This is a genomic window from Streptomyces sp. NPDC006235 (assembly GCF_040613735.1).
Lineage (GTDB): Bacteria > Actinomycetota > Actinomycetes > Streptomycetales > Streptomycetaceae > Streptomyces.
Genome location: NZ_JBEXSR010000074.1, coordinates 1 through 24,450, shown reverse-complemented (window position 1 = coordinate 24,450; position 24,450 = coordinate 1). Strand labels below are relative to the sequence as shown.

Below are 24,450 nucleotides of genomic sequence, written 5' to 3'. Positions count from 1 at the left end.
GGTTACATTCCGAACCCGGAAGCTAAGCCTTACAGCGCCGATGGTACTGCAGGGGGGACCCTGTGGGAGAGTAGGACGCCGCCGAACAATTATTGGGAAAACCCCCGCATCTTCGGATGCGGGGGTTTTCTGCATTTAGGCTCGAGCCATGCGCTATGACCTCGTGATCTTCGATAACGACGGTGTTCTCGTCGACAGTGAAACCATTTCGAACCGGCTTCTGGCCGCCTATCTGACCGAGCTGGGCCACCCCACGTCGTACGAGGACTCCATCCGGGACTACATGGGTTCCGCCATGCACCGTGTACACGACCTGGTGGAGGAGCAGACCGGGCAGCGGCTGCCGGTGGACTTCGACGACGTGTTCCACGCGCGCGTCTTCGCGGCGTTCGAGCGAGACTTGAAGCCGGTGGCCGGCGTCGAGGAGGTGCTGCAGAAGCTCGCCGCCGACTCCGTGCCGTACTGCGTGGCGTCGTCCGGGAGTCATGAGCGGATCCGGGTGGGGCACCGGACGACCGGGCTCGACCGCTGGTTCGACGAGGGGCGGATCTTCAGCTCGGAGGATGTGGGCAGGGGGAAGCCGGCTCCCGATCTGTTCCTGTACGCGGCCGAGCGGATGGGGGTCGCGCCGGAGCGGTGTGTCGTCGTCGAGGACAGTCCGCTGGGGGTCCAAGCGGCGGTCGCTGCGGGAATGGACGTGTACGGGTTCACCGCCATGACGCCGGCGGAGCGGCTCGCCGGGGCCGGGCGGCTCTTCTCCGACATGAGGGAGCTGATGGAACTGCTCATGTGAGGCGTGGAAGCTGAGCCAGATTCACCTTTGGCTGGATCTACCCATGAGTAAGCCTGGGCCCTACGCTCGCGGCCATGACTGATGTGCTGCGGCGCGGCAGGGCCTCGTTGGCGTTCAGCTTCTTGGTGCAGGGGGTCGCCTTCGCTCTGCTCGTGACGCGGATTCCGGCCATCCAGGACCGGTACGGGGTCTCCGACGCGCTGCTGCCCGCTTTCCTGGCGGCTGTGCCGATCCTCGCCGGGGTCGGGAGCGTGAGCACCGAGCGGCTGGTGAAGCGGGTGCCGCCGAGTCGGCTGCTGCGGTGGTCCCAGCCCGTGGTGCTGCTGGCGCTGCTCGGGGTGGGGGCCGGGGAGCGGATGGTGGAACTGGGCGTCGCGCTCGCGGCGTTCGGGCTCGCCGTCGGGGTGCTGGACGCGTCGATGAACATGCTCGGGGTGAGTCTGCAGCGGTCGTACGGGCGCAGCATCATGCTCAGTTTCCACGCGGCCTACAGCCTGGGCGGGATCGTGGGGGCCTCGCTGGCGTGGGTGGGGGCGCACTGGGAGCTGGCGCTGTGGGTGTCGTATCTGCCGGTCGTGGCGGTGCTGCTGCCGGCTGTGCTGGTGGGGAGCCGGTGGTACGTCGACGACGGGGATGAGGCGTCGGCGGTGGGGGAGAAGGCCGCGGAGGAGAGGGCGGCGGGCGAGGGCCAGGTCGTCGTGTTCAAGTGGCTGCTGCCGTTGTGTCTGGTGATGACCGTGGCGTACATCGGGGACTCCACGGTCTCCAACTGGAGCGCGAAGTACCTCCAGGACGTGCTGGGGAGCTCCGAGCAGATGGCCACGGTGCCGTACAACGTGTACATGGTGACCACGCTGCTGGGGCGGGCCATCGGGGATCTCGGGGTGCGGCGGTTCGGGGCCGTTGCCGTCGTGCGGGCGGGGGCGCTGGTGGCGGCGTGCGGGTTCGCCGTGGTGGCGGGGGCGCCGGGGGCCTGGGTGGGCATGCTGGGGTTCACGCTGCTGGGGCTGGGGCTGTGTGTGCTGGTGCCGCAGACGTTCGCGGCGGCCGGCCGGTTGTTCCCGGGGGCTTCGGACGCTGCCGTCGCGCGGCTGAATGTCTTCAACTATGTGGGGTTTTTGATCGGTTCGCCGTTGGTCGGTGCGCTCGGAGACCTGTGGAGCTACCGCGGGGCCATGCTCGTGCCGATGGTGTTGGTGCTGGTGACGCTCGTGTACGCCCGGTCGTTCGCCGCTCAACCGGACCGATACGGTGGCGGACATGAGCGGCCGCGCACAGCTGATGTGGGACGAGGCAGTAACGGGCTATGACTTCGGTCCGGGGCATCCGATGGACCCGGTCCGGCTGGCCCTGACCCGGAGGCTGGTCGACGCCTTCGGGCTGGACCGGGAGGTGGACGTGGTCGCCGCCGAGGCGGCCGGGGAGTCGACGTTGCGGCTCGTCCACCGGGAGGACTACATCGAGGCCGTGAAGGCCGCGTCGGTGGAGCCGGGGGCGGCGGACCAGTCGTACGGGCTGGGGACGATGGACGATCCGGCCTTCGCCGGGATGCACGAGGTGTCGGCGCTGATCGCGGGGCAGTCGGTGGCGGCCGCGGAGGCGGTGTGGCGCGGTGAGGCGCAGCACGCGGTGAACTTCGCGGGCGGGCTGCACCATGCGATGCCCGGCGGTGCGTCGGGGTTCTGCATCTACAACGACGCGTCGCTCGCCATCGCCCGGCTGCTGGAGCTCGGAGCGGAGCGGGTGGCGTACGTCGACGTGGACGTGCACCACGGGGACGGGGTGCAGGCGGCGTTCTGGGAGGACCCGCGGGTGCTGACGGTCTCGCTGCACGAGCATCCCCGGACGCTGTTCCCGCAGACCGGGTGGCCGGAGGAGACGGGCGCCGGCAGCGCGGAGGGGTCGGCGGTGAACGTGGCGCTGCCGGCCGGGACGGGGGACGCGGGCTGGCTGCGGGCGTTCCACGCGGTCGTGCCGGAGCTGATCGCGGACTTCCGGCCGCAGGTGCTGGTGACGCAGCACGGGGCCGACACGCACTTCGAGGATCCGCTGGCGCATCTGGCGGTGTCGCTGGACGCGCAGCGGGCGGTGCAGGTGGCCTGTCACGACCTGGCGCACGAGTACGCCGACGGGCGGTGGGTGGCGCTGGGCGGGGGCGGCTATGCCGTGGTGGACGTCGTGCCGCGGTCGTGGACGCATCTGGTCGGGATCGCGGCGGGCCGGCCGGTGGAGCCCGAGGCGATGATTCCCGAGGGCTGGCGGCAGGAAGTGTTCGCCCGGACGCGGCAGTTGGCCCCGGCGCGGATGACGGACGGGCGCTGGCCCGTGGCCTTCCCCGGCTGGGAGGAGGGTTACGACCCGGCGGACCGGCTGGACCAGGCGGTGCTGGCGGCCCGGCGGGCCGTGTTCCCGCTGCGGGGGCTGCTGGCCTGATCCACGGCCGTGCCGGCCTGACTCATGGCCGCCGGGGGCTGGTAGGCCGACCGTGCGGTGTTCGCCCGTTCCCGGGACACGTGGGGCCCGTGTCGCGCACGATCTCCTCGTGCTGACCCCCGAAGCCCTTCGTGCGCATCTGGTGGGCGCACGCCTGGCCGGGACCGTGGCCACGCCCCGTGAGGAGAGCCTGCGGAGTTACCGGCTGTTCGCCGCCCGGGATCCTCGCGTGCTGCTCGGGCTCGACCCCGAAGGGGCCTGGAGCGAGCGGGAGGTGGTCGAGCTGATGGCGGACCGGTGCGGGGTCTCGGCCGGTCCCCGTCGGACTTCCGGCCAGGACGTGATCGCTCCGGAGCGGACCCTGGCCGCGCTGGACGCCTTCGCGGAGCGTCTCGCCGAGGCCGCCCGGCGGAGCGCACCCGTGCTCCTCGGCACCGGGCATCCCCACCGGCTGCTCGGTTTCTACGCCGCTGTCGCAGACGCGCTGTCGGCGGCGGGGTGTGCCGTCCTCACCCCGGCGCAGGGTCACTGTGTCGACATAACGACCCGGTTCGGCCTACGTACGTACAACCTCGACTACGTACGAGGAGTCGCGCTGGTGCGGAGATCCGGCCTGGAACGCCCCGGTTGTGAGCCCGGCGCACATACGCACTCACCTCTCCCGGTTCGTACCGTGTTGGCCGCTGCCGCGGAGGCCGGCGGCCCCCTCCCCGAGCTGGTCATCGGGGACCACGGGTGGGTCTGCGGAGCAGGTCAGCTGGGGTTCGAGGCCATCGGGGCGGCCGATACGGACGACCCCGCCCCGTTCGTCGGTGAGGCGGAGGGGTGCGTCTCCGTCGTCGTTCCACTTGATGACGGCGTGCGGTCTGATTACTACCTGCCGCTTACCCGCTACGTACTCAATCGGGCGTGTCTGTCACAGTAGGCCGCCGATGGGTGCACCTCTTCCCCACTCGCATCACCCGCCCCTACATTGGGGAGTGAGCACGCAGCGACGAAGAGTCACCGGAAGGGGAAGCCGGTGGCCGTCGAGTGCGGAAGGTTCAGGTGTGTCATGGCTGCAGCTGGCGAGAGGCCTCTGAACGAGGTTCAGTTCCTTACCGTGGCGGAAGTCGCCTCGGTGATGCGAGTGTCGAAGATGACCGTGTACCGGTTGGTGCACAGCGGTCATCTGCCCGCGATCCGTGTGGGGCGGTCCTTCCGCGTCCCGGAGCAAGCGGTTCACGAGTACCTCCGCGAGAGCTACGTGGGGGTGGAAACCGCCTGACGGCTGGGGCGGGGTGATCCCTCACAGGGCACTCGGGATCACCCTGGCCTCCTCGATTACGACCTCAGCGCTCGGGCGGGTAGGCTAGCCCCTCGTAGGTCGTGTGGGCCCATGGCGCCCAAACAACCGAGTGATGAGAAGTGAGCGAGGGTAGTCGTGGGCTCTGTTATCAAGAAGCGGCGCAAGCGGATGGCCAAGAAGAAGCACCGCAAGCTGCTCAAGCGCACGCGCGTCCAGCGTCGCAACAAGAAGTAAGTTCGCGACGCGGACTCCGCGAGAGCGTTGCTGTGGCCCCCCACCCACCGGTGGGGGGCCACATGCGTTCCGGCTCCTGCGTCCGGCTGCTTGTCGTCACTTCGCGCATCGGGCGGTCATCACAGCGCAACACCGACCCGCTAAGTTGGCCCCACGGGGGAACGCGGCGGGGCAAGAGGTTTTCTGGAAGGAAGGCGCTGATCTTGGGCAAGGTCGTGCTCGTGACCGGTGTGGCCCGCCAGTTGGGGGGCCGGTTCGTACGGCGGATCCAGCGTGACCCCGACGTGGACCGGGTCGTGGCCGTGGACGCGGTGCCGCCCGAGCACCATCTGGGCGGCGCGGACTTCGTCCAGGCCGACATCCGGCAGCCCGGCATCGCGCGGGTGCTGGCGGAGACGGGCGCCGACACGGTCGTCCACCTGGACGTGACGGGCACGCCGCTGGGCAGCGGCAACCGGGCCTCCCTGAAGGAGACCAACGTCATCGGCACCATGCAGCTGCTCGGCGCCTGCCAGAAGTCCCCGAACGTGCGGCGGCTGGTCGTGAAGTCCAGCACCAACGTCTACGGGTCCGCGCCCCGCGATCCGGCCGTCTTCACCGAGACGACCCCGCCCAAGTCCCTGCCCAGCGGCGGCTTCGCCAAGGACACGGTGGAGGTGGAGGGCTATGTCCGCGGCTTCGCGCGGCGCCGACCCGACGTGGCCGTGTGCGTGCTGCGCTTCGCCAACATCCTGGGCCCGACCGCGGACACCCCGCTCGCCTCGTACTTCGCGCTGCCGGTCCTGCCGACCGTGTTCGGCTACGACCCGCGGCTGCAGTTCGTGCACGAGGACGACGTGATCGAGGTGCTGCGCATCGCCTCGCACGAGCCGCGCCGGGGCACGCTCAACAGCGGCACCTTCAACATCGCCGGCGACGGCGTCCTGCTGCTCTCCCAGTGCTCCCGGCGCCTCGGGCGCCCGACCGTGCCCCTGCTGCTCCCGGCCGTCACCTGGGCGGGCTCGCTGGTGCGTACGCTGGGGATGTCGGACTTCTCGCCCGAGCAGATCCGGCTGCTCACCCACGGCCGGGTCGTGGCCACGGGCCAGATGCGCGAGACGCTGGGCTTCCAGCCCAAGTACACGACCGCGGAGACGTTCGCGGACTTCGCACGCAGCCAAGGTCCCGGACTTCTTCCGCCGGAGGCCCTTGCGGGGGCCGTCGACCGGATCGCCGCGCTGCCCCTCGCGGGCGGCGGCCACCCCCCGACGCAGAGCGCCAACTGAGGAGCGCATCAACGATGGCGGATGCCAAGGTCATTCCGTTCGACGACGACCGGTCCCGCGGGGGCGCCGTGCAGCGTCCGCAGCGGCGCCGGAGTGCGAGCAACCGTCGCCCGGGCACGGAATCCGTGCCGGTCCGTGAGGTGCAGCCCCTGCCCACCAGGGCTGTTCCGCAGGATGATGTTCCTGTGACATCTGAGGAACAAGCTCCGGAGGGCCCCCAGAGCGGCGAGAGCGGCCTGGAGCGGCGTATCGCGGGCGGCCTGGCCTTCCTGCGCCGCCGCCTCACCGGGGACTACGAGGTCGACGACTTCGGCTACGACGAGGAACTGACCGACCAGGTCCTGATGTCGCTGCTGCGCCCGCTGTACGAGAAGTACTTCCGGGTCGAGGTGAAGGGGGTCGAGAACATCCCGTCCGAGGGCGGCGCCCTGATCGTCGCCAACCACTCCGGGACGCTGCCGATGGACGGCCTGATGATGCAGGTCGCCGTGCACGACAACCACCCGGCGGGCCGGCATCTGCGGCTGCTCGCCGCGGACCTGGTGTTCATGCTGCCGGTGGTCAACGAGCTGGCCCGCAAGCTCGGTCACACCCTGGCCTGCGCCGAGGACGCGTCCCGGCTGCTGGAGCAGGGTGAGCTGGTCGGGGTGATGCCGGAGGGCTTCAAGGGACTCGGGAAGCCCTTCGCGGACCGCTACAAGCTCCAGCGCTTCGGCCGCGGCGGCTTCGTCTCGACCGCCCTGCGCGCCGGGACGCCGATCATTCCCTGCTCGATCGTCGGGGCGGAGGAGATCTACCCGATGATCGGCAACGCCAAGACGGTCGCGCGGCTGCTGGGGTTCCCGTACTTCCCGATCACGCCCACGTTCCCGTGGCTCGGGCCGCTCGGGGCGGTTCCGCTGCCGACCAAGTGGACGATCCAGTTCGGCGAGCCGATCCCCACGGACGGCTATCCGCCGGAGGCCGCCGAGGACCCGATGCTGATGTTCAACCTGACCGACCAGGTCAGGGAGCAGATCCAGCACACCCTGTACAAGCTTCTGGTGCAGCGCCGGTCGGTCTTCTTCTGAAACAGGGCTTACGACGATGGGGGCGCCCCTTTTGAGGGGCGCCCCCACGGTCGTACCGCCGGCTAGTCGGCGTCCTCGCCGTCGATGCCCAGTCCGGGCAGGAGATCGGGCAGGAGCGGCGGGAGCGTCACGTCCGGCTCGGGGACGGGCGGGTTGTCCTCCGCCGATGGCGAGGTGCTCGCGTCGCTGTCCTCCTGCGGCGGGTCGAGCAGGCCGCCGGTGTTGCCGCCGAGCAGGCCGTCGCTGTCGCTGCCGGCCGAGTGGCTGGGGCTGCCGCTGCCGGTGCTGCCCTTGTCGGACTGACCGCGGCCGCTGTCACTGGGCCGGGCCGACCGGTCGGTGGTCGAGGAGCCGCTGGAGGCCGACTCGGAGGCGCCCTGCCGGTTGCCTTCGCCGCCGCTTCGGGACGGGGGCTCGGGCAGCAGGGACCGCAGCGGGGCGACGTCCTCCTCTATGGCGTCGAACACGGACGACACCTGGTCGCTGACGTCCCCGAGCTGGACGGGGAGCTTTGTGCGCAGTTCGCCCCAGGCCTCGCGGTGGGAGCGGGAGAACGCGGACAGGGCCTGGATGGGGTCCAGGGAGTCTGGGTCGCGCGCGTACGCCTCGCTCAGCAGTCGGTGGCCTTCCGACGCGTCGTGCCGCATGCCGGACAAGGCGCGGCGGATCTCGCCCAGGGATTCGTGGTCCAGCGGGCCGCTGCGGCCCCGCTCCATCAGGCGGCGGGCTTCGCTGAGCCGGGTGGAGGCGTGGTCGAGGTAGACCCGGCCGCGCTCGTCGACGCTGTCGGCGAGGCCGAGTTTGACGTCCTCGATGCCCCGCTTGAGGCCGTAGAGCGAGTCGCCGGGCAGGGCGTCGGAGCTGGCGGCGGCGACTCCGCCGAAGGCGCTCGCGGCCACGCCCACGCTGAGCCCGCCCGCCGTGAGGCCCTTGGCGAGGCGGGAACGGGGCCGGAACTTCTTCAGTGGGCCCGCCCGGTGGGCGCCACGGGCTTTGGGGGAGCGCTGCTCGGGGACCGCGCCGTCCGTCGCCCCGCCTCCCGCGGTGCCCTCCTGGAGCATGGCCTCGAACGCGGCCACCAGCTGGGCCCGCTGGACGACCTTGACCTCCGGGTCGAGCTCCGGTTTGGGCAGCGCGCCGAGACCGGAGGCGAACGCCAGCAGGCGTGCCTGTTCGGTCGGCTCCGCAGCGGCCGGGGCCGGTGCCGATCCTTCGGACTGCTCGGCCGCCGTGCCCTGCTCGGACTGCTCCTGAAGGGCCTGGGCGAAGGCGTTCGCCCGCCGGTGCGCCGATACGTTCGCGATCACTGGCGGCACCTCCTCTCGTCATGACGGTCGACTCCCCAGGGGGTCCTGAGGGTTGCACACCCTGAGCGCGACCACACGATCGAGTGATCGGAGCCGGTCAGGGGGTGACCACAGGGAGCCTGCATCCCGCACAACGAGTGGCGCGGCACTTGGGTTACGGACGCCGGATGATCGGATGCCGAAGTCAACGGACTTTCACGGAAAGTGAGTTGACTGTCGCCGAGCGTACGGTCCGGTCAGCGGGCGTCTTCCGGGAGGAGCCGGGCGAGGGTGCGGACGGCCCGGTACTGGAGGGTCTTGATGGCGCCCTCGTTCTTGCCCATGACACGGGCGGTCTCCGCGACGGAGAGGCCCTGGAGGAAGCGGAGTGTCACGCACTCCTGCTGCTGAGGGTTGAGCCGCCGCACGGCGTCGAGCAGGGCGGCGTTGGAGAGGGACTCCAGGACGGAGTCCTCGGGGGAGCGCTCGACCTCGTTGGCGTCGAGCATCTCGCCGGTGGTGACCTCGAGGCGGAAGCGGCTGGACTTGAAGTGGTCCGCGACGAGGTTGCGGGCGATGGTGACCAGCCAGGCGCCGAAGTCGCGGCCCTGCCAGGTGAACGTGCCGATGCGGCGCAGGGCGCGCAGAAAGGTCTCGCTGGTGAGGTCCTCGGCAGTCGCCTTTCCTCCGACCCGGTAGTAGATGTATCGGTAGACGGTGTCGCTGTATTGGTCGTAGAGACGGCCGAAGGCGTCGGCCTCGCCGGCCTGAGCGCGCTCCACGAGATCCATCATGCGGGCGCTGTCGCTGTCCGCCGCCGGCCGTCGGGCGGTGGCCGCGCCGGACGGGCGCCCTCGTCTGCCGACCGCGGCGCTGCCGTCGGCCAGTGCATAGCACGGGCCTACGGGCGCGGCGGTGGCGAATGCGGGGCCGGCGTACGCGGTGGGGACGAAGCCGCGCAACAGGTCGAGGACCGTTGCGCGCAGCGTAGCCAGGCCCGAGGCGTCAACCCCGACGTGTGGGTACACGGGACTCCCAGAGGCAGAGCTTCCATCACGTGCAGTGCGGGACCTTTCACCCGTCGTAGCGACGGAGGGGTACCGGTTTGCGTCTGAGGAGAATAACGCTTCGTGTAGGCCCTGCTACACCGAGTTGCTCAAATCATCGATTACGTCGCTTCCGTAACCGATTGACGCCGCATCAAGTGTCAGAGGGTGAACGGTTGTTGATCGGAAGGGTTCGGATTGGGGCTCAGTCCAGGGCGTGTTGTGGCCGTGTCCAGCCAAGAGGACTGGATACGAGGTTGTGGGGGCACGCCAGTTGGATTTACGGGGCTTGTCATCCCGTAAACGAAGGTGTCCCGGATTGATCGGTCACCGGCCCGGTCGGTCGTCAGCGGCGGCGGCGGTGCAGGGCGATCGCCGCCGCCGTGCCGCCCGCCACCGCGCCCACGCCGGCCGCGGCCGGGATGCCGACCTTGGCCGCCTTGCGGCCGGTGCGGTAGTCGCGCAGGCGCCAGTCCAGCTCGCGGGCGTGCTTGCGCAGCTTGGAGTCCGGGTTGATGGCGTAGGGGTGGCCGACCAGGGAGAGCATCGGGATGTCGTTGTGCGAGTCGCTGTAGGCGGCGCAGCGGCTCAGGTCCAGGCCCTCGGCCGCGGCCAGGGCGCGGACCGCCTCGGCCTTCGCGGGGCCGTGCAGCGGTTCGCCGACCAGCTTGCCGGTGTAGACGCCGTCGACCGACTCGGCGACGGTCCCGAGGGCCCCGGTCAGGCCCAGGCGGCGGGCGATGACCTGGGCGATCTCGACGGGGGCCGCCGTGACGAGCCAGACCTTCTGGCCGGCGTCCAGGTGGGCCTGGGCCAGGGCGCGGGTGCCGGGCCAGATGCGCTCGGCCATGTACTCGTCGTAGATCTCCTCGCCGATCGACTGGAGCTCGGCGACGCGGTGGCCCTTGACGATGGACAGGGCGGAGTCGCGGGCCTCCTGCATGTGTTCGGGGTCCTCGACGCCGGCCAGCCGGAACCAGGCCTGCTGCCAGGCGAACCGGGCGAGCTCGCGTGTCTCGAAGAACTTCCGCTTGTACAGGCCCCGTCCGAAGTGGAAGAGGGCGGCGCCCTGCATGACGGTGTTGTCCAGGTCGAAGAAGGCGGCGGCCCGGTCGTCGCCGTGGACCGGGAACTGCGGTTCCTCGGTCGTGCCGGCGGCCTCCTGTGAGGACTTGCGGGCAGCCTCCGCCGAGGCCTCGCCTGCCAAAACGCTCCGCGCCGTGGCGGAGCGCCTACGGGGAGTGAGCCATCCGAGAGCGGCCATGGCGTGAGCATAGCCAGTTTGTTCGGGGGTTCCGGAGCCGAGAGGTTCGGAGCCTGTGAACTCTCGGCAAGCGTGTCGTTAAAGAGGACGTTCGGGGCGAGGTCCCCTCGTGTCGGGGCGCGCGACAATGGCCGACATGAGTCCCCTCTTTCGTCGCAGGCCCCCTCGGGACCGGCTCGTCACCCTGATCCGCAAGCCCGGCTGTCATCTGTGTGATGACGCACAGGTCGTTGTGGAGAAGGTGTGCGGTGATCTGGGAGTCCCCTGGGAGCAGAAGGACATCACCGAGGACCGCGAACTGCACGACCAGTACTGGGAGCAGATCCCCGTTGTGCTGGTCGACGGCAGGCAGCACACGTTCTGGCGCGTGAACGAGGGCCGCCTGCGCAAGGCGCTGACCGACTGATCCCGCCCGGTCCCGGAACTGACCGAGCAGTCCAAAGGGCCCGCCAGGTCGCTTAGGATCGACGGTGGCTGGTCTCGGGGGCGGGATACACAGAGGAGAGTGTGCGGTTTTGCCCCCAGAAGTAAAGGAACCGTGGTGCGCATGCGCCGGTTCCGTACGAGTGCGCCGGGGGTGCGTGACCCCGGTCACGTTGGCCGGGCAAATCGGACACCATCTTTGTGCACGCGTTCACAAAGACATAGCCTGCTTTCGACGGGGCGGTCATGTAGGGACGTATGACCGCCTACAGCCCCGCTCTACCCGCAGGAGCACCGTGGCAACTGGCCGAACTCACCGACCGGCGACCCGCAGCCGAGGGATTCCCGAGGCCACCGTCGCCCGGCTTCCGCTGTACCTCCGCGCTCTGACCGCGCTGTCGGAACGCTCGGTGCCCACGGTCTCCTCCGAGGAGCTCGCGGCCGCTGCGGGGGTCAACTCCGCGAAGCTGCGCAAGGACTTCTCCTACCTCGGCTCCTACGGGACCCGGGGCGTCGGCTACGACGTCGAGTATCTCGTCTACCAGATCTCCCGCGAGCTGGGCCTCACCCAGGACTGGCCCGTCGTGATCGTCGGTATCGGTAACCTCGGCGCCGCCCTCGCCAACTACGGCGGGTTCGCCTCCCGCGGCTTCCGGGTCGCCGCGCTGATCGACGCCGACCCGGCCATGGCGGGCAAGCCCGTCGCCGGGATCCCCGTACAGCACTCCGACGACCTGGAGAAGATCATCCAGGACAACGGCGTGTCGATCGGTGTCATCGCCACCCCCGCCGGTGCCGCCCAGCAGGTCTGCGACCGGCTCGTGGCCGCCGGTGTCACCTCCATCCTGAACTTCGCGCCGACCGTGCTGTCCGTCCCGGACGGCGTCGACGTGCGCAAGGTCGACCTCTCCATCGAGCTGCAGATCCTCGCCTTCCACGAGCAGCGCAAGGCCGGCGAGGAGGCCGCCGCCTCCGACGGCGGCGTCCCGGCCGCCGCCGCGCGCAGCGACTCCGCCGACCAGGGACCCGACGGGGACATGCCCGCCGTGATGCCGGCATGAGCCTCCTCGTCGTCGGACTCAGCCACCGCAGCGCCCCGGTCAGCGTCCTGGAGCGGGCCTCGCTGGGCGTGGACGCGCAGGTCAAGCTGCTCCAGGACACGGTCGCCGCCGAACCGGCCGCCGAGGCCGCGCTGCTGGCCACCTGCAACCGCATCGAGCTCTACGCCGACGTGGACAAGTTCCACGCCGGTGTCGCCGAGCTGTCCACGCTGCTCGCCCAGCACAGCGGGGTGGGCCTCGAGGAGCTCACTCCCTATCTCTACGTGCACTACGAGGACCGGGCCGTCCACCACCTGTTCTCGGTGGCCTGCGGTCTGGACTCCATGGTCGTCGGCGAGGGGCAGATCCTCGGACAGATCAAGGACTCCCTGGCCCGCGCGCAGGAGCTGAACTCCGCGGGCCGGCTGCTGAACGACCTGTTCCAGCAGGCCCTGCGAGTCGGCAAGCGCGCCCACTCCGAGACCGGCATCGACCGCGCCGGCCAGTCCCTGGTCACCTTCGGCCTGGAACAGCTGGCCGCGGGCGGCGACGTGCAGACCTGGGCCCGGGGCAAGAAGGCCCTGGTCATCGGCGCCGGGTCGATGTCCTCCCTGGCCGCCGCGACGCTCGCCCGGGCCGGGGTCGCCGAGGTCGTCGTCGCCAACCGCACCTTCGACCGCGCCGAGCGCCTCGCCCAGATCCTGACCGAGGGCGACGACACGGACGTGCTGGCCCGCGCGGTCCCGATGGAGTCGGTGCCGTACGAGCTGACACGTGCCGATGTCGCCGTCTCCTGCACCGGCGCGACGGGCCTGGTCCTGACGGCCGCGTCGGTCGCCGCCGCGGTGGAGGGCCGTACGGCCACGCCGACGGCCGTGCACGACGCAGGGCCCGCCCCGGACGGTGAGCCCGGCCGGACGGCGGCCACGGGCGCCGAGCGGGGCAACCCGGCGGCCACCGGACTCGGCGGCGAGGACGGCTGCCCGCTGGACCTGCCCGCGGTGCAGGGCACCGCCGGGTTCTCCGTGCTCGGCGAGGCGGCCGTGGCCGGTATGGCCGCCGCCGACCTGGAACAGCACGCGGCATGGGTGGACAACGGCACGGTGGGCGGCGCCCAGCGCGCGGCCCGGCCGGGAACGGCCGGCCCGCTCGACCCCACGTCGGACGCCGACGCCATCGCCGCGCTCGCCGCGACCGTGGCCACCGTCGGCCGCATCCCCGAGCGGCGCAGGCCCGAGCCGGCCGACGAGCCGCCGCGGCCCGAACCCGTGCTCTTCCTGCTCGACCTGGCGATGCCGCGCGACATAGACGCGGCCGCACACCGGCTGACCGGGGTGCGGCTGGTGGACATCGAGTCGCTGGCGGAAGCATCCGCGGGCGCTCCGATGGCTGCCGATGTGGACCAGGTCCGGCGTATCGTCTCCGACGAGGTCGCGGCCTTCGGGGCAGCACTGCGGGCCGCGCACATCACGCCGACCGTGGTCGCCCTGCGCACCATGGCCGCCGATGTCGTGGCCAGCGAGATCGCCCGCCTGGACGGACGGCTTCCCGGCCTCGACGACAAGCACCGCGCGGAGATCACCCAGACCGTGCGGCGCGTGGTGGACAAGCTGTTGCACGCGCCGACCGTACGGGTCAAGCAACTCGCGGCCGAGCCCGGCGGCGCCGGGTACGCGGACGCGCTGCGGACCCTGTTCGACCTCGACCCGGAGACGGTTGCCGCCGTCTCCCGGGCCGAGGACAGCACAGAGAAAGACCGAGGGCCGGCATGAACGACAACGCGCTGAGGCTCGGTACCCGGCGGAGCAGGCTCGCCATGGCCCAGTCCGGGCAGGTGGCGGAGGCCGTGAGCCGGGTGACCGGGCGGCCCGTGGAGCTCGTCGAGATCACCACGTACGGCGATGTCTCGCGTGAGCAGCTCGCCCAGATCGGCGGCACGGGTGTGTTCGTGACCGCCCTGCGCGACGCGCTGCTCAAGGGCGAGGTCGACTTCGCGGTGCACTCGCTGAAGGACCTGCCGACCACGCAGCCCGACGAACTGGTCGTGGCGGCCGTGCCCGCGCGGGAGGACCCGCGGGACGTGATCGTCGCCCGGGACGCGCTGAAGTTCACCGACCTGCCCAGCGGGGCCCGCATCGGTACCGGTTCGCCGCGCCGCATGGCCCAGCTCAACGCGTACGCGCGCAGCCACGGCCTGGACATAGCGACCGTCCCGATCCGCGGCAACGTCGACACCCGGATCGGATACGTACGCTCCGGAGAGCTCGACGCGGTCGTGCTGGCCGCCGCCGGACTGAACCGGATCGGCCGGGGTGACGAAGTGACCGACTTCCTGTCGGTCGACACGGTTTTGCCCGCCCCCGGCCAGGGGGCACTGGCGATCGAGTGTGCCGCGGGCAACGCGGACCTCGTCGCCGCGCTCGCCGAACTCGACGACCCGTTCACGCGGATCGCCGTCACGGCCGAGCGATCACTGCTCGCCGCCCTGGAGGCCGGTTGCAGCGCCCCTGTGGGCGCGCTGGCCGACCTTCTGGCCGACGGGCAGATTGTCAAGGAAATGCGCCTGCGCGGCGTCGTCGGCACGACCGACGGCACCCGCATGGTGCAGCTGTCCACCACCGGTCCCGTGCCCGAGACGCACGACGGGGCAATGGCGCTCGGTCGCGAACTCGCGGCCGAGATGCTCGCCCAGGGCGCGGCCGGTCTGATGGGGGAGCGAGCACATTGAGCCCCACCACCCTTTCCGCCGGTCCTGAACACGGGCACGTCACCTTCCTGGGTGCCGGACCCGGAGATCCGGGACTACTGACTCTGCGCGCCGTCGAGGCGCTGGCGAACGCGGACGTCCTCGTCGCCGAGCACGAAGTGCTCGACGTCGTACGTCAGCACGCCAGGCAGGGCGTCTCCGAAGTGCACACGGACTCGGATCCTTCCCAGGATCCGGCTCCGGGCACAGGAGCGCCCCAGCTGACGGTTGTTGACGGTACGTCAACCGCCGCAGCCATCCCCGCGGTGCGGGATGCCGCACATCTTGTCATGGAGGCCGCGCGGGGCGGCAGGCGGGTCGTGCGTGCGGTGTCCGGGGACCCCGGACTCGACACGTACGCCGCCGAGGAGATGCTGGCGTGCGCCGCCGCCGGGGTGCCCTTCGAGGTCGTCCCCGGTATCGCGACCGCCGTCGGTGTGCCCGCGTACGCCGGTGTGCCGCTGCGGGACGCGCAGGGCGCGGACGTGCGGTTCGTCGACGCGCGCACGGCGTCGGACCGGTGCTGGACGGAGGTCGGGGCGTCGGACGGCACGGTCGTGGTGTCCACCACGCTGGACTCCGTCTCCGCGGCGGCCGGCGAGCTCGTCTCCGCGGGCCGCAAGCCGGACACCCCCATGACGGTCACCGTCGCGGGTACGACCACCCGGCAGCGCACCTGGACCGCCACGCTCGGCACGATCGCGCAGACGCTGAAGCAGGCCAAGGTGCTGCCCTCGCCCGACGGCGGCCGGCCGGTGATAGCCGTGGTCGGTGAGCGTTCCGCCGCCGCCCAGCGCGACCAGCTCGCGTGGTTCGAGTCCAAGCCGCTGTTCGGCTGGAAGGTGCTCGTGCCGCGCACCAAGGAGCAGGCGGCGTCGCTCTCCGACCAGTTGCGGTCGTACGGGGCCGTGCCGCACGAGGTGCCGACCATCGCCGTCGAGCCGCCGCGCACGCCCCAGCAGATGGAGCGGGCGGTCAAGGGTCTCGTCACGGGCCGCTACGAGTGGATCGCCTTCACCTCGGTGAACGCGGTCAAGGCCGTGCGGGAGAAGTTCGAGGAGTACGGGCTCGACGCCCGTGCCTTCGCGGGCATCAAGGTCGCGGCCGTGGGCGAGCAGACCGCCAAGGCGCTGATCGCCTTCGGCGTGAAGCCGGACCTGGTGCCGAGCGGCGAGCAGTCGGCCGCCGGTCTGCTGGAGGACTGGCCGCCCTACGACCCGGTCTTCGACCCGATCGACCGGGTGTTCCTGCCGCGGGCCGACATCGCCACGGAGACGCTGGTCGCCGGGCTGATCGAGCTGGGCTGGGAGGTCGACGACGTCACGGCCTACCGGACCGTGCGGGCCTCGCCGCCCCCGGCGGAGACGCGCGAGGCGATCAAGGGCGGCGGGTTCGACGCCGTGCTGTTCACGTCGTCCTCGACCGTGCGGAACCTGGTCGGTATCGCCGGCAAGCCGCACAACGTGACCGTGATCGCGTGTATCGGCCCCGCCACCGCCAAGACGGCCGAGGAGCACGGGCTCCGGGTGGACGTCATGGCTCCGGAGCCGTCCGTGCACAAGCTGGCGGAGGCCCTGGCCGACTTCGGCGCGAAGCGCAGAGCTGCCGCTCTCGAGGCCGGGGATCCGGTGACGCGGCCGAGCGAGCGGCGGCCGGGGGCTCGGCGGCGGCGGTCTACGACGTAAGCCCTAAGGGTGTAGGCGGATCGACTGTGTTCGCTGCGGCTACGCGGGAGTCACCGCGTGGCCGTAGCGGAGCAGGTTCGCCGGGTCGTAGACGGCCTTGTCGTGGCGCAGGCGTTCGTAGACCTCCGGGGTCCAGGCGCGGGCGCGGTCCTGTTCGTCGCCCGGGGTGCCGTGGATGTTGACCATGGTGCGGCCCGTGCCGTAGGGCGCCATGGCCGTGTAGAGCTGCTGCGTCGCCTGTTCGATGGCCTCGGCGGCGGGTGGCGCGGCCATGATGCCGACCGAGTCGATGAAGTACAGGGCGTCGCGGGAGCAGACGGCGTCCTCGACGGCGGACGGGCGGGACATCGCGCCGCCCATGTGGCGTATCTCGACCATCAGCAGCGGGAAGTCGGCGCCCGCCGCGGGGCCGGCCTGTTCCAGGAACGTGCTGATGGCGGCGGAGGTCAGGTCGCGCAGGAGCAGGCACGACTCCCTTGCGGGGAGCGGATCCTGGGGTTCCATGTGGATGCGGTTCAGGGCCGCGTGGTCCATCACCTCGACCGTGTCGACGGCTACCGGGGCCGCTTCGCGCAGCGGTGCGATCAGGGCCTCGCCCTCGGCCGGGAGGCCGGGCCAGGCGATCGCCACGCGGGCCCAGAAGCCGCCGCGCAGCGGCTCCGGGATCTGGGGGATGGGCGGCAGGCGCAGGATCGTGAACGCGCTGCACATCTGGTCCGGGACGGTGCGGGTCCAGTCCGCCCAGGCCTGGAGCAGGGCCTCGGTGTGCTCGCCCGGGCAGTAGATGCCGCCGCCGTAGATGCGGGGCAGGGGGAGCAGTTCGGTGACGAGCGAGGTGACGACGCCCACGTTGCCCTTGCCGCCGCGCAGGGCCCAGAACAGTTCCGGTTCGTGCTGGGGGTCCGTTTCGCGCAGGTGGCCGTCCGGGGTGACGACCTGGAAGGAGCGGACCAGGTCGGCGGCGTAGCCGTAGGCACGGCCGAGGACGGGGAGGCCGCCGCCGAGGGTGTAGCCGACGACGCCCGCGTCCGTGGAGGTGCCGCTGAGGCCGGCGAGGCCGTGCGGGGCGGCCGCGGCCATGACGTGGCTCCACTTCGCGCCAGCGGCGATGGTGGCCGTGCGGGTGGCGGGGTCCACGCGTACGTCGGTCATGCGGGCCGTGTTGATCAACAGGCCCTTCTCGATGGGGAAGTTCGCGCCGTGGCCGGTGGCCTGGACGGCGACGGGGGTGTGGGTGGCTTTCGCCCAGCGCACGGCGGTGACGATGTCGTCGGCGGAGGTCGCTCCGACGACCACGTCGGGGGTGTGGAGGGCGGCCAGGTTGAAGCCGGTGACCTCGTCGGCGTAGGCGGGGTCTCCTGGGCGTAGGACCGGGCCGTGGATTTCCGAGAGGGCGAAGAGGTCGGGTGTGCGGTGGGGGGCGGTCATCGCGTCCTCCGTGGGGGGCGTACGGAGGGACGGCGGCGGCGGGGTGGCAGTTGGCCGTCGGGGTCCTTGGTCTTGTTGCTTTCAGGATGGACCTGGGGGGTGCGGGGCGCATGCGGGGACGGTGGGCTTCGGGGTGCTCGGCGTCGGGACTGGGGGCGGGTGGGGTGCGCAGCCCGGCGTTGCGGGGTGCCGCCCTCGCCCACCCGTGCCGCCCTTGGCGGCACGATTGCCCGCGGATTGCGGACTTCGGCCGCAGCGGGGGTCCGACAGTGCGTCGGCATCGGGGGGTATGGGGCGGGCGTAGCGTAGGTCGTATGACGACGTACGGATCTTTTCCCGGTACGCGGCCGCGGCGTTTGCGGAGCACTCCCGTCATGCGTCGGATGGTCGCCGAGACCCGGTTGCACCCTGCCGATCTCATCCTTCCGGCCTTTGTGCGGGAGGGCGTCAGTGAGCCGGTGCCGATCGCGGCCATGCCGGGGGTCGTGCAGCACACCCGGGACACCCTGAAGAAGGCCGCCGCCGAGGCCGTCGCGGCGGGGATCTCCGGGATCATGCTGTTCGGTGTGCCGGAGGAGTCGAAGAAGGACGCCCTCGGGACGGCCGGGACCGACCCGGACGGGATTCTCCAGGTCGCCCTCCGGGACGTGCGGGCCGAGGTCGGTGACGACCTGCTCGTCATGTCCGACCTCTGCCTCGACGAGACCACCGATCACGGACACTGCGGGGTGCTGGACGCCCAGGGGCGGGTCGACAACGACGCGACCCTGGAGCGGTACGCCGAGATGGCCCAGGTGCAGGCGGATGCCGGCGCCCATGTGGTCGGGCCCAGCGGGATGATGGACGGGCAGATCGGCGTGGTCCGTGACGCCCTCGACCAGATCGGGCGGGAGGACGTCGCCATCCTCGCCTACACGGTGAAGTACGCCTCCGCCTTCTACGGGCCGTTCCGGGAGGCCGTCGGCTCGTCCCTGCAGGGGGACCGGAAGACCTATCAGCAGGATCCGGCGAACGTGCGGGACTCCATGCGGGAACTCGCCCTCGATCTCGAGGAGGGCGCCGACATGGTCATGGTGAAGCCCGCCGGTCCCTACCTGGACATCCTCGCCCGGGTCGCGGACGCCGTGGACGTGCCCGTCGCCGCCTACCAGATCTCCGGCGAGTACTCGATGATCGAGGCCGCCGCCGAGAAGGGCTGGATCGACCGGGAGCGCGCGATCATGGAGACCCTGACCGGTATCCGGCGGGCGGGCGCCCGGAACATCCTCACCTACTGGGCCACCGAAGTGGCCCAGCGGCTCAAGGATCAGTAGGACCGGGATCAGTAGGAGAGGGCCTGCTCCATGTCCGGCAGCCAGTACGTGGCGGTCAGCGAGCTGTCGTAGTACACGCCCTTGGCGGGCAGCTGCGGGATCGCCGCGGGGCCGCCGCTGCTGTTCGGCGTGGGGCCCTGGAAGCCGACCGTGAGCTTGCGTCCGGTGGTGCCGCCCTCGCCGCTGCCGTCGGCCGCCGACAGCAGCACGCCCGCGTAGCCGGACTCGCCGGGAGCCAGGGTCGTCACCGCCTGCGGCTTGGACTCCTCCATCGGCTGCGGGGCCCACTGCATCTCGTCGAAGCGCAGCACCGGGTAGTAGGTGAGGTCGCACGTCTTCGAGCCGGTGTTCTCGACCGTGATCAGCATGTGGTTGAGGGGGCGGGGGACCGGCTTGGCTGTGACGGTGGTGTTGGTGCCGTTGCAGGAGACTCGGGCGGCGGGGGCGGTGGCTGTTCCGGGCTTCGTGGCCTTCGCGTTCGTTCCCTTGTCGGCAGTCGTGGTGCTCGCCTTGCCGGCGGCCGCCTTCTGGGGTGCGGTGGTCGCGGTCGCCGTTGCCGTCAGCTGCGGCTTGGCTGCGCCCTCGTCCTGCGTGCCCGTGCCGTCCTGGCACGCCGTGAGAGCGAGGGCGGCCAGGAGGGCGGCGGGGAGGGCGTGGTACTTGCGCATGGGTGGTTCCCTTTCGGACAAACGTCGTTGGCGAGAGGTACTGGGCGAGCCGCTCTACCGGTCGGCCGGGAGCGGCGTGCTTGGATGACCAGAGCTTGTGCGGCGATCCGTCCCGGCCGCCACAGTCGGCGGACGATCAGGGACGCTGGAACGCCCGCACCGGCATTGACCAGGGGAAACGACCCTCTCCTGGAACGGGGGAACGGGACATGGGGGATGGAGGAACGGTGTCGGAAGGCACGGCCGCGGCGGAGTTCGCCGCGTTGCTGGGGGAATTGAAGGAGCGGTCCGGGCTGAGCTACGGGGTGCTCGCCAAGCGGCTCCACATGAGTACGTCGACGCTGCACCGGTACTGCAACGGGGATGCCGTACCCGCCGACTACGCGCCGGTGGAGCGGCTCGCCCGGCTGTGCAAGGCGTCGTCGGAGGAGCTTGTCGAGCTGCATCGGCGGTGGGTGCTGGCGGATGCCGGACGGGGGCGTAGAGGGGCTGGCGCCCCTTCGGCCGGGGGTGTTGCCGAGGGGCAGGGCGGGAGCGCTGCCGGGGAGACGGCCGGGACTGTTGCCGAGGAGCCGGGGCAGCGCATTGCCCAGAGGACGGGCCGGAGCGTTGCCGGCGAGCCGGGCGAGGGTGCTGCGGAGGAGCCGGGTGACGTTGCGTCAGGGGCGCCGGTGGACCGCCGTCCCCGCCGTCCGCGCCGCCTGCGTCGTCCCCGTCCCGCCCTGCTCGCCGCTGCCGTCGTCGCCGTCGTCCTGGGCGGGGTCGGGCTCGCCGCGGCCCTGCCCTCCGGCGGGGAGGACGACGACGGGCGTCGGGGCTCGGCGACGGTCTCCGACGGGCCCCGGCAGCAGTCGGACGGCGGCCCGGCCGATTCGGTGTCGCCCTCGGTCAGTTCCTCCTCCGACCGCGGCGGGAAGAAGGGCGACGGCAAGGGCGCCGCCTCCGCGACGTCCGCCTCGTCCGCCTCGGCCTCCGCATCCGCCACCGGTGGTGGCACCGGGACCGACAGCCCCGGGCGTGAGGCCGCCGTGTCCGCCGGCCCCGCGCCCCTCACCGTGCGCACCGTGCCGCACGCCTGGGAGAACCCCTGTTCCCAGCGCTACCTGGTGAACCGGCCGCCGGGGCGGGTGGGACCGCCGCCGCCGGAGCAGGACGCGCCCGCCTGGGTGGGGGCGATGGGGGCCGTGCCGTCGGGGCGGCAGTATCTGAAGCTCACCGTGCAGGGGACGGGGAAGGAGACGGTGGTCGTCGACCGGCTGACGGTCCGGATGGCCGGCAAGCGTGCGCCGCTCGCGTGGAACGACTACGCCATGGGCTATCCGGGCGTCGGCTGCGGCGGCAACGTGCCGACCCGTTCCTTCACGGTCGCTCTCGACGCCATGCGTCCCGCCGTCGTCCCGGAGGCGGGGCACGACGACTTCCCGTTCAAGGTGAGTGAGTCCGACCCGGAGATCCTCCACGTCCGGGCCGACGCCTCCGCGTACGACGTCAGCTGGTTCCTGGAGCTGAGCTGGTCCAGCGGCGGCCGGAGCGGCACGCTGACGGTGGACGACCGGGGCCGGCCCTTCCGCACGAGCGGCAACAACGGGCGCCCGGCGTACGAGTTCCCGCTGGGCGGCGAGAAGTGGGTCCCGGCCGGGACCACCGACTGACTCAGCGGAACTCGTGGACCAGCTCGATCCTGCCGACGATATGGGCGTTGAACTCGTCGAGTTCCTCGGCCGGTACCCACAGTTCGAGGATCGTCTTCCCGCCCGCCTGCTGGACCGGGTACCGGCGCAGGAAGGCGGAGTCGACCTCGAACCGGGTGACGAAGCCGGCGCCGTCGTGCTTGACGTTCCAGTCCCGCGCGATCCTGATGGCGTAGTCCTCGTTGAGGACCGGGTAGAAGATCGGCTGTTCCGGGAGCCGGGGCGGCCAGGCGCGCCAGTCGAGCTCCCGCACCAGGTCCAGTTCCTTGGGGCCGGTGGGGCGCCACAGGGTCGTCGTCGGCGGCTGGTCGGTCGGCATGGGCACCATCAAATCAGCTGAACCGTTAGGTTGTTGACCGTCGGAGTGGTTGCTGATTGAACCACCTACTCTTCCCAGGGAGACGTCCATGACCGGTGACGCCCTCAGTCAGGATCCCGCCGAGCTGCAGAGGAGGATCGACAGCAGCAAGGCGCACCCGGCCCGGGTCTACGACGTCTTCCTCGGCGGCAAGGACCACTACCCGGCCGACCGGGACGCGGCCGCCGCCGCGCTCGCCGCCAACCCGCGCGGGTACCTCGACGTACGGCACAACCGCGACTTCCTGCGCCGTGCGGTCACCACCCTGGTGGAGCAGGACGGCATCCGGCAGTTCCTCGACATCGGCACGGGACTGCCGACCGCCGAGAACGTGCACCAGATCGCGCAGCGCATCGCGCCCGACTCGCGTGTCGTGTACGTCGACAACGACCCGGTCGTGCTCGCGCACGCGCGTGCCCTGCTGACGAGCGGGCCCGAGGGGCGTACGGACTACATCGACGCCGATCTGCGGGATCCGGGCCGCATCCTGGAACAGGCCGCCAAGACCCTGGACTTCGACCGGCCGGTCGCGCTCTGCCTGGTCGCCATCCTGCACTTCGTCGCGGACGAGGAGGCGTATCCGCTGGTGCGCGAGCTGCTGGACGCGCTGCCCGTCGGCAGCCGGCTCGTGCTCAGCCACCTCACCGAGGACCTCAACCCCGAGAACATCCGCGCGGTCCAGCGGACGTACACCGAGCGGGGGTTCACCTTCGTGCTGCGCTCCCGGGCCGAGGTGGAGAAGTTCTTCACGGACAACGCCCTGGAGATCGCCGACCCGGGGATCGTCCCGGCGCACCGCTGGCGGCCCGACGGCGCGGCTCCCGTCCCCGAGCAGCCGGAGGAGTCGTACCTCGCCGGTCTCGACGACATCGAGAAGGTCCGCTACCGCGACATCAACGACGTCACGGACGCGGACATCAACGTGTACGCGGGGCTGGGCGCCAAGGGCTGAGCAGCGGCTCCCGTGTCTTACTCCCGTGTCTTACCGGACCGTCCCCTTCCGGTGTCCGGATCGCGGAAAGGTGCTTGTAGGCGGCACGCACTTCCCTAGGCTGCGGCGCACATGCCGTCACCGCAGTCGAAGGAGCCCTGCCATGACCGTCACCGAGCCCGCGCCCGTCCACTCTCCCGTGCCGCCGCTCGCCGCGCGGGCGCGGTCGGTCGGCGGCTCTCCCGTGCGGGACATCCTCGCCGTCACCGCCCGCCCCGAGGTGATCAACTTCGCGGGCGGGCTGCCGGCGCCGGAGCTGTTCGACGCGGAGGGCATCGCGGCCACCTACCGGGCCGTGCTCGCCGAGGAACCCGCGCGGGCCTTGCAGTACTCCACGACCGAGGGCGAGCCCACGCTGCGGGCCGCGCTCGCCGAGCGCACGACGGCACGCGGACTGCCGACCGGCCCCGACGACCTGCTCGTCACCACCGGCTCCCAGCAGGCCCTCTCGCTCCTCGCCACCGCGCTGCTCGAACCCGGGGACACCGTCCTCGTCGAGAACCCCTGCTATCTGGCGGCCCTGCAGGCGTTCGGCTTCGCCGGAGCCCGGGTCGTGCCCGTGCCCGGCGACGAGCAGGGCGTCGATCCCGAGGCACTGGAGGAGCTCGTGGTGCGCGAGCGGCCCAAGCTGCTCTACACCGTGCCCACCTTCCAGAACCCCACCGGCCGCACGCTGCCCGCCGAGCGGCGTGCCGCCGTGGCCGCGGTCGCCGCCCGGCGCGGGCTGTGGATCGTCGAGGACGACCCCTACGGAGAGTTGCGCTACGACGGTGAGCGCGTGCCGTGGATCGCCTCCCACCCGGGCGCCGAGGACCGTACGGTCCTGCTCGGCAGTTTCTCCAAGGTGATGGCGCCCGGCCTGCGGCTGGGCTGGCTGCGCGCGCCCGGCGAGCTGCGGCGGGCCTGTGCCGTCGCCAAGCAGGCCGCCGACCTGCACACGCCGACCGTCAACCAGCTCGCCGCGGCCCGGTACCTCGCCGACCACGACCTGGACGCCCACGTCACGCGCGTCGCCGGCGTGTACCGCGAACGCCGGGACACCATGCTCGCGGCGCTGCCCGGCGCGCTGCCCGAGGGGTCGGTCTGGAACCGGCCCGAGGGCGGCATGTTCCTCTGGGCGCGCCTGCCGGAGCCGTACGACACGACGGCCCTGCTGCCCCAGGTCGTGCGGCACGACGTGGCCTACGTCCCCGGCGCCCCCTTCTACGCCGGCACGCCCGACCGCACGACCCTGCGGTTGTGCTTCGTGACGCAGACACCGGAGGAGATCGAGGAAGGGCTGCGGAGGCTGGGTGAGGGGCTGCGGGCCGGCACGCCGGGGGGCCAGGCCGGCAGGGTCTAGGCAGTGTCTTTCCGATCATCTGATCGTTGGGTCGGTCGTGAGGGATGGGGAGATATCTGACGCTGCGTGGACGGTGATCGAGCCTT

General features: G+C 71.4%; 23 protein-coding genes and 1 rRNA gene. 18 read left to right on the top strand and 6 right to left on the bottom strand.

Translation table 11 applies throughout. The features are described from left to right. The 9 genes from rrf to ABZ192_RS41615 all read left to right on the top strand — a co-directional run. A 5S ribosomal RNA gene (rrf, locus tag ABZ192_RS41655) occupies positions 1-87 on the top strand; the annotation flags it as partial. Positions 88-148: 61 nt separating this feature from the next. Beyond that, positions 149-793, top strand: a complete 645-nt coding sequence (locus ABZ192_RS41650) for an HAD family hydrolase (RefSeq protein ID WP_356929664.1) — start codon at positions 149-151, stop codon at positions 791-793. Positions 794-867: 74 nt separating this feature from the next. Then, complete coding sequence (locus ABZ192_RS41645) at positions 868-2,103, top strand: MFS transporter (RefSeq protein ID WP_356929663.1); 1,236 nt, start codon at positions 868-870, stop codon at positions 2,101-2,103. Next, entirely contained in the window at positions 2,054-3,226 is a 1,173-nt protein-coding gene (locus tag ABZ192_RS41640) for an acetoin utilization protein AcuC (RefSeq protein ID WP_356929662.1), read from the top strand. Before ABZ192_RS41645 ends, ABZ192_RS41640 begins: the two co-directional genes overlap by 50 nt. 109 nt (positions 3,227-3,335) lie before the next feature. Further along, positions 3,336-4,151, top strand: a complete 816-nt coding sequence (locus tag ABZ192_RS41635) for a phosphatase (protein WP_356929661.1) — start codon at positions 3,336-3,338, stop codon at positions 4,149-4,151. 129 nt (positions 4,152-4,280) lie between these two features. Continuing rightward, on the top strand, positions 4,281-4,493 hold the full coding sequence (locus ABZ192_RS41630) for a helix-turn-helix domain-containing protein (protein WP_004984898.1): 213 nt from the start codon (positions 4,281-4,283) through the stop codon (positions 4,491-4,493). Positions 4,494-4,649: 156 nt separating this feature from the next. Beyond that, positions 4,650-4,748, top strand: a complete 99-nt coding sequence (locus ABZ192_RS41625; RefSeq protein ID WP_003948845.1) for an AURKAIP1/COX24 domain-containing protein — start codon at positions 4,650-4,652, stop codon at positions 4,746-4,748. A gap of 203 nt (positions 4,749-4,951) precedes the next feature. Beyond that, entirely contained in the window at positions 4,952-6,013 is a 1,062-nt protein-coding gene (locus tag ABZ192_RS41620; RefSeq protein ID WP_356929660.1) for an NAD-dependent epimerase/dehydratase family protein, read from the top strand. A gap of 14 nt (positions 6,014-6,027) precedes the next feature. Beyond that, a complete protein-coding gene (locus tag ABZ192_RS41615; protein WP_356929659.1) occupies positions 6,028-7,083 on the top strand; it encodes a lysophospholipid acyltransferase family protein in 1,056 nt (351 codons plus the stop codon). Positions 7,084-7,145: 62 nt separating this feature from the next. Here the strand turns inward: ABZ192_RS41615 and ABZ192_RS41610 are convergent, their stop codons facing one another. The 3 genes from ABZ192_RS41610 to ABZ192_RS41600 all read right to left on the bottom strand — a co-directional run bounded on the left by ABZ192_RS41610 (position 7,146) and on the right by ABZ192_RS41600 (position 10,679). Then, positions 7,146-8,390, bottom strand: coding sequence for a DUF5667 domain-containing protein (locus ABZ192_RS41610; RefSeq protein WP_356929658.1), 1,245 nt, complete (start codon positions 8,388-8,390; stop codon positions 7,146-7,148). Between the two features lie 236 nt (positions 8,391-8,626). Then, positions 8,627-9,397 (bottom strand): ECF subfamily RNA polymerase sigma factor, BldN family, encoded by a 771-nt coding sequence (locus ABZ192_RS41605; protein ID WP_037671603.1) that lies wholly within the window; start codon positions 9,395-9,397, stop codon positions 8,627-8,629. A 364-nt stretch (positions 9,398-9,761) separates the two neighbouring features. Next, positions 9,762-10,679, bottom strand: coding sequence for an HAD-IB family hydrolase (locus ABZ192_RS41600; protein ID WP_356929657.1), 918 nt, complete (start codon positions 10,677-10,679; stop codon positions 9,762-9,764). Between the two features lie 127 nt (positions 10,680-10,806). Between ABZ192_RS41600 and ABZ192_RS41595 the strand changes: the two genes are divergently transcribed. From ABZ192_RS41595 to ABZ192_RS41575, 5 genes are all read left to right on the top strand, one after another. Beyond that, positions 10,807-11,085, top strand: coding sequence for a glutaredoxin family protein (locus ABZ192_RS41595; protein ID WP_184986727.1), 279 nt, complete (start codon positions 10,807-10,809; stop codon positions 11,083-11,085). Positions 11,086-11,398: 313 nt separating this feature from the next. After that, positions 11,399-12,163: a redox-sensing transcriptional repressor Rex gene (locus ABZ192_RS41590; protein ID WP_086603660.1), complete on the top strand. Its 765-nt coding sequence runs from the start codon at positions 11,399-11,401 to the stop codon at positions 12,161-12,163. Beyond that, the gene (locus ABZ192_RS41585) at positions 12,160-13,914 is read left to right on the top strand and encodes a glutamyl-tRNA reductase (protein WP_356929656.1); all 1,755 of its coding nucleotides are present in this window, start codon (positions 12,160-12,162) and stop codon (positions 13,912-13,914) included. Before ABZ192_RS41590 ends, ABZ192_RS41585 begins: the two co-directional genes overlap by 4 nt. Next, complete coding sequence (gene hemC / locus ABZ192_RS41580; protein ID WP_356929655.1) at positions 13,911-14,870, top strand: hydroxymethylbilane synthase; 960 nt, start codon at positions 13,911-13,913, stop codon at positions 14,868-14,870. Before ABZ192_RS41585 ends, hemC begins: the two co-directional genes overlap by 4 nt. After that, positions 14,867-16,573 (top strand): bifunctional uroporphyrinogen-III C-methyltransferase/uroporphyrinogen-III synthase, encoded by a 1,707-nt coding sequence (locus ABZ192_RS41575; RefSeq protein ID WP_356929654.1) that lies wholly within the window; start codon positions 14,867-14,869, stop codon positions 16,571-16,573. Before hemC ends, ABZ192_RS41575 begins: the two co-directional genes overlap by 4 nt. Before the next feature lie 39 nt (positions 16,574-16,612). On the opposite strand, the gene ABZ192_RS41570 is transcribed toward ABZ192_RS41575, so the two are convergent. Beyond that, on the bottom strand, positions 16,613-18,001 hold the full coding sequence (locus ABZ192_RS41570) for an FAD-binding oxidoreductase (RefSeq protein WP_356929653.1): 1,389 nt from the start codon (positions 17,999-18,001) through the stop codon (positions 16,613-16,615). Between the two features lie 314 nt (positions 18,002-18,315). On the opposite strand from ABZ192_RS41570, the gene hemB reads away from it, so the two are divergent. Further along, positions 18,316-19,314 carry a porphobilinogen synthase gene (gene hemB, locus ABZ192_RS41565; RefSeq protein ID WP_356929652.1) on the top strand — a complete coding sequence of 333 codons (999 nt, stop codon included), beginning with the start codon at positions 18,316-18,318 and terminating at the stop codon, positions 19,312-19,314. Positions 19,315-19,322: 8 nt separating this feature from the next. On the opposite strand, the gene ABZ192_RS41560 is transcribed toward hemB, so the two are convergent. After that, on the bottom strand, positions 19,323-19,982 hold the full coding sequence (locus ABZ192_RS41560; protein WP_356929651.1) for a DUF4232 domain-containing protein: 660 nt from the start codon (positions 19,980-19,982) through the stop codon (positions 19,323-19,325). A gap of 227 nt (positions 19,983-20,209) precedes the next feature. On the opposite strand from ABZ192_RS41560, the gene ABZ192_RS41555 reads away from it, so the two are divergent. Continuing rightward, positions 20,210-21,634 (top strand): helix-turn-helix transcriptional regulator, encoded by a 1,425-nt coding sequence (locus tag ABZ192_RS41555; protein ID WP_356929650.1) that lies wholly within the window; start codon positions 20,210-20,212, stop codon positions 21,632-21,634. 1 nt (position 21,635) lies between these two features. Here the strand turns inward: ABZ192_RS41555 and ABZ192_RS41550 are convergent, their stop codons facing one another. Continuing rightward, positions 21,636-21,992, bottom strand: a complete 357-nt coding sequence (locus tag ABZ192_RS41550; protein ID WP_356929649.1) for a hypothetical protein — start codon at positions 21,990-21,992, stop codon at positions 21,636-21,638. 88 nt (positions 21,993-22,080) lie between these two features. On the opposite strand from ABZ192_RS41550, the gene ABZ192_RS41545 reads away from it, so the two are divergent. After that, positions 22,081-22,983: an SAM-dependent methyltransferase gene (locus ABZ192_RS41545; RefSeq protein WP_356929648.1), complete on the top strand. Its 903-nt coding sequence runs from the start codon at positions 22,081-22,083 to the stop codon at positions 22,981-22,983. A 142-nt stretch (positions 22,984-23,125) separates the two neighbouring features. Further along, entirely contained in the window at positions 23,126-24,364 is a 1,239-nt protein-coding gene (locus tag ABZ192_RS41540) for a PLP-dependent aminotransferase family protein (RefSeq protein ID WP_356929647.1), read from the top strand. Positions 24,365-24,450: the final 86 nt, after the last annotated feature.